The following is a 4,446-nucleotide window of genomic DNA, read 5'->3' as shown; positions in this document are numbered from 1 at the left end:
ACCCAGAACAAACGATCTACGAGACCTGACCAGTTACTGTCGCGAAAGGGGCGCTGTCGCCATTCCCGGATATCAGCGGTACCTGAGAGTGGGCGACGACACCGTGCCGAGCCGATACCGTGCCGAGCCGATACCCGCAGAAAAGAACAAGAACGAGGAGAACAGTGGGAAACCGCTCATGTGTTCATCGGCTGCTGACCGCCGCGATTCTGGTCGTCGGTCTTGTTATGGCCGTCAGCGGATGCGGGAGCTCCACCACGACGAGTGGTGAAACGCCGCGCCGGTCGTTCACACTGCGGGTGGGTTTCATCTCGACCGGATCGAACCTCGGCGGTCCCGAGGGCTGGGCGAAGAACAACGGTTCACTGGTCACCGCGCTGACGCCCGCCGGGGTGACGAACATCGAGTGGGTGTCCTTCGACAACGGTCCCAAGCTGGCCGCGGCCATGCTGGGTGGTTCCGTCGACGTCGGCATTCTCGGTGATACACCCGCCCTCGTCGCCAGGGCGGCCGGGTTGGACGCCCGGCTGGTGAACCAGACCCGCATCAACCTGGACACCTGGCTGTTCGCCCAGAAGAGCGGCGGCCCGACGAGCATCAAGGACCTTGCCGGCAGGACCGTGGCGACCCAGGTCGGCAGCTACATGTACCGGTATCTGCTCGACGTGCTGAACCAGGCGGGGATCCGGGACAAGGTCACCGTCTCGAACCTCTACACGCCGAACGCACAGGCCGCCCTGGTCCGTGGCGACATCGCCGCGTATGCGGCTCCGGCGCAGATCGGCCCGCGTCTGGCAGCCGAAGGCATTCCCGTCATCGACAAGGCGTCCGTCAGCCACCACGACCTGTACGGCACTTCGGTAACGATAGCCACCGAGAAGCTGATCGCGGCCCATCCCGACCTGCCCGCGGTGTGGAACAAGGCCAGGGCGGCCGCGGTCATCGACATCACCGCCCACCCGGACGCCTACTACGCCTTCGACGCCGGGGTGCTGGGCCTGTCCGCGGCCGAAGCGCGCGAGATCGACCCGCTCGGCTCCTACTCGGCCCAGCCCTTCACCACCGAGGGTCTTGCCCTGCTCACCTCGACCGCGCGGTTCCTCTCCGCCGAGAAGCTCGCGAAGAACACGGTCGACGTCTCGTCCTGGCAACTCACCTCGCCATCCTGAGCCCGGTTCACCAGCACGAGGAGGTCCGCGTGACCGCGAACACCACCAACGGCTCCCGTCCCGCCATGCCCGCGCACGAGGGCGTCGATCTGACCACCGACGTCCTCGTCGTCGGTGGTGGCCCCGCGGCCACCTGGGCTGCGCTCACGGCCGCCCACGCCGGTGCCGACGTCGTCCTCGCGGACAAGGGCTACTGCGGCACCAGCGGCGCGACCGCCGCCAGCGGCACGGGGGTCTGGTACGTACCCCCTTACCCGGCACAGCGCGAGCAGGCCATGGCCAGCAGGGAAGGACTCGGTGGCCATCTCGCCGACCGGCGGTGGATGGCCCGGGTCCTCGACCGGACATTCGAGGGCATGAACGAGTTGGCGGACGTCGGCCGTTACCCATTCCCGGTCGACGACGACGGCCAGCAGATACGCCGGGGGCTGCAGGGCCCGGAGTACATGCGCCGGATGCGGATCCGGGTTCAGCGGGCCGGTGTACGCATTCTCGACCACAGCCCGGTCAGCGAGCTTCTCGTTGACGGCGTCGGCACGGTCGCCGGTGCCGCCGGATACCGACGCCAGCGCGACGAGGCGTTCCGGGTCCGGGCCGGTGCGGTGGTCCTGGCAACCGGTGGCTGCGCGTTCCTGAGCGGGGCTCTCGGCTGCGACGTGAACACCGGTGACGGGGCGCTGTTCGCCGCCGAGGCCGGTGCCGAGATGTCGGGCATGGAGTTTTCCAACGCGTACGCCATCGCACCCGAGTTCACGTCGGTCACCAAGACCGCCTATTACACCTATGCCACGTTCTTCCACGAGGACGGCAGTGTCCTGGAGGGGGCCGGCAGCCAGCGCGGCCGTTCGGTGATCGCCCGTGCGCTGCTGACGGAGCGGGTGTTCTGCCAGCTCGACCACGCCGACGCCGAGGTGGCAGCGGCGATGCGACTGGCCCAGCCCAACTTCTTCCTGCCCTTCGACCGGATGGGAATCGACCCGTTCACCCAGAGGTTCCCCGTGACGCTGCTGTTGGAGGGCACGGTCCGCGGCACAGGTGGCATCCGGATCGTCGGTGACGGCTGCTCCACGACGGTGCCCGGCCTGTACGCGGCGGGGGATGCCGCCACCCGCGAACTGATCTGCGGCGGCTTCACCGGCGGCGGCAGCCACAATTCGGCATGGGCACTGTCGTCCGGGACGTGGGCGGGGCGCGCCGCCGCCCGGTACGCCGGTTCGCTGTCGCCGTCGGCCCAGCGCCGCCCGGTCGTACCGGCGGGTGGGGCCGGGCTGCGGCCCACCGGTGCTCCCGGCCCGGCCGACGAGCATCGGGAGGTGGTTCGCGCCGTCCAGGCGGAGGTCCACCCGTACGAGAAGAACTACCTGCGCAACGGCGTCCGGCTCGCTCCGGCTCTGGCTGCGCTTGACGACACCTGGTCCAGGCTGCGGCAGTCCCTGCACGGTCATGCCGACGGGGTGATGCGTGCCCGACAGGCGGCCGCAATGGTCGCGCACGCACGCTGGATGTACACCGCGGCCCTGGCCCGAACCGAATCCCGGGGCATGCACAAGCGGGAGGACTTCCCGAACCTGGACGACTCCCAGCACTACCGGCTCGTTACCGCAGGCCTTGACGAGGTCTGGGTGGCTCCCGAATCCGCGCTGACCGCGGCGGTCGCATCATGATCGAATTCGTGTCGCAGGACCGGTGCATCACGTGTGACCGCTGTATCCGGACCTGCCCCACCAATGTGTTCGACCGGGGCGATGACGGCGTTCCCGTCATCGCCCGGCAGGACGACTGTCAGACCTGCTTCATGTGCGAGGCGTACTGTCCGGTTGACGCACTGTTCGTGGCGCCCACGTCACACCCGCTCCCGCCGGGATCCCGACTCCGTGACGAGACCCATCTGGTCGCGACCGGTCTGCTCGGCAGCTACCGCGACAAGATTGGTTGGGGCGCTGGTCGGGCACCGGGCGCGCGCCTCGCGATCGGGCCACCGCTGCGCGTGGAGACCGGTGGTGGAACTCCCGGCGCGCCCCGAAACAGGTAATCCTGACACGCCACCCCGGCCCCACGGAGCATTCGACTCGACTCGGGACGGGTGCACCGTTGGACGTGTCGTCACCTGCGAACAGCCCGGTCGAGCAACTCGGCGGCCAGCCGGGTCCGTACGCTCCCGGGTGGTTTCCGCGAGCAGCGACGCCTGGATCTTTCCGCCTGCCGCCAGGTGCCGGTCGTAGGGGATGGTCAGCACGCTCGCGCCCCCGGCCCGCAGGCGCGCGGCCGCCTCGTCGAGGTTGACGGCCACATGGGGTGCGGTGGCCGTCAGGACGATCACGGTCCTGGCCAGCGCTTCCGGGTGGAACCAGGTCAGCATCTTGCGTGTCGTCACCACGCCCTCCGCTGTGGCCGGCGCCACCAGAGCCGTGGCATGCGCCCCGGCAAGCACGGTGCGGGCCAGCTCGCTCGGCATCGTGTCGCAGTCCACCACAGCGATCGCGAAGTACCGGTTCAGGGTCACCGCCACGGACTGGTAGGCCAGCGGATCGACCTGGGTCTGGCCTACGGGCACCAGCCAGCACCCGTCGGGCAACTCGACCAGGTACTCGGCGATCTGCTCGAACGGCATCGAAGGGGCAACAATCCTGGCCAGGTCACCAAGGGGAAAGCGGGCCGCGGGAGCACCGAGCCGGACGGGCAGGGTGCCCAACCCCGGATCAGCCTCCACAATGAGCGCCCGATCGTGCCGGTAGTGCGCGAACGCGGTGCCGAGCAGTGCAGACACTGTAGTCTTGCCCGCGCCGCCTCGGATACTGGTGACCACGATCCGCCGGCCGGTCGTGATCGGCTGCTGGACACGTTGGGTGACCAGCGTCGCCTGGTCGACCTCGTGTGCCACCGAGGAGCCCACCAGCTCGTGTAGCGCCCGACCGACCCGCCTGGCGAGTGGGTCACCGTGCCACGGCTTGCGTCGGGCGATCAGCGCCGCCTGGTCGACCTCGTACCCCAGCATGGAGCCCACCAGCCGGCGCAGCGCCCGGCCGACCCGCCCGGCGGCCGGACCGCCGTGCCGGGCCCTGTGCCTGACCTGCGGTGTGCTGGGACCGGTCTGCGGGGATCCGGGTGATGAAGGCGGGCGTGGAGGCTGCTGCGGCCGTGGCAACTGCATGGTGCGGGTCGCGTTACCGTCCAAAGCCGGCCCAGGTACAAAGACTTCTCCTGGCGGTGGGTGGTGGGGAGGCGGCTGCTGGGGTGGTGGCCGTTGACCGACAGGCGGCTGCCGACTCACCCCGTC

At 69.4% G+C, this 4,446-nt stretch carries 3 protein-coding genes and 1 pseudogene; 3 read left to right on the top strand and 1 reads right to left on the bottom strand.

The window, feature by feature from the left end:
• The first annotated feature begins 164 nt into the window (after positions 1–164).
• The 3 genes from CV1CTNOD_RS11070 to CV1CTNOD_RS27800 all read left to right on the top strand — a co-directional run bounded on the left by CV1CTNOD_RS11070 (position 165) and on the right by CV1CTNOD_RS27800 (position 3,201).
• Positions 165–1,169 carry an ABC transporter substrate-binding protein gene (locus CV1CTNOD_RS11070; protein ID WP_131786028.1) on the top strand — a complete coding sequence of 335 codons (1,005 nt, stop codon included), beginning with the start codon at positions 165–167 and terminating at the stop codon, positions 1,167–1,169.
• A gap of 65 nt (positions 1,170–1,234) precedes the next feature.
• On the top strand, positions 1,235–2,833 hold the full coding sequence (locus CV1CTNOD_RS11065; RefSeq protein ID WP_131786029.1) for an FAD-dependent oxidoreductase: 1,599 nt from the start codon (positions 1,235–1,237) through the stop codon (positions 2,831–2,833).
• A complete protein-coding gene (locus CV1CTNOD_RS27800; protein ID WP_131786027.1) occupies positions 2,830–3,201 on the top strand; it encodes a 4Fe-4S dicluster domain-containing protein in 372 nt (123 codons plus the stop codon). Before CV1CTNOD_RS11065 ends, CV1CTNOD_RS27800 begins: the two co-directional genes overlap by 4 nt.
• Before the next feature lie 672 nt (positions 3,202–3,873).
• On the opposite strand, the pseudogene CV1CTNOD_RS27795 reads toward CV1CTNOD_RS27800, so the two are convergent.
• A pseudogene (locus CV1CTNOD_RS27795) lies at positions 3,874–4,164 on the bottom strand (MinD/ParA family protein); the annotation flags it as partial.
• Between the last annotated feature and the right edge of the window lie 282 nt (positions 4,165–4,446).

Source organism: Protofrankia symbiont of Coriaria ruscifolia (assembly GCF_900634745.1).
Taxonomy (GTDB): Bacteria; Actinomycetota; Actinomycetes; order Frankiales; family Frankiaceae; genus Protofrankia; species Protofrankia californiensis.
This window is presented reverse-complemented; position numbering and strand designations above follow the sequence as displayed.

What these genes read in the sequence shown, in the direction of transcription:
- CV1CTNOD_RS11065 (WP_131786029.1), top strand. Translation starts at nt 1,235, where the DNA reads ATGCCCGCGCACGAGGGCGTCGATCTGACCACCGACGTCCTCGTCGTC.
- CV1CTNOD_RS27800 (WP_131786027.1), top strand. Translation starts at nt 2,830, where the DNA reads ATGATCGAATTCGTGTCGCAGGACCGGTGCATCACGTGTGACCGCTGT.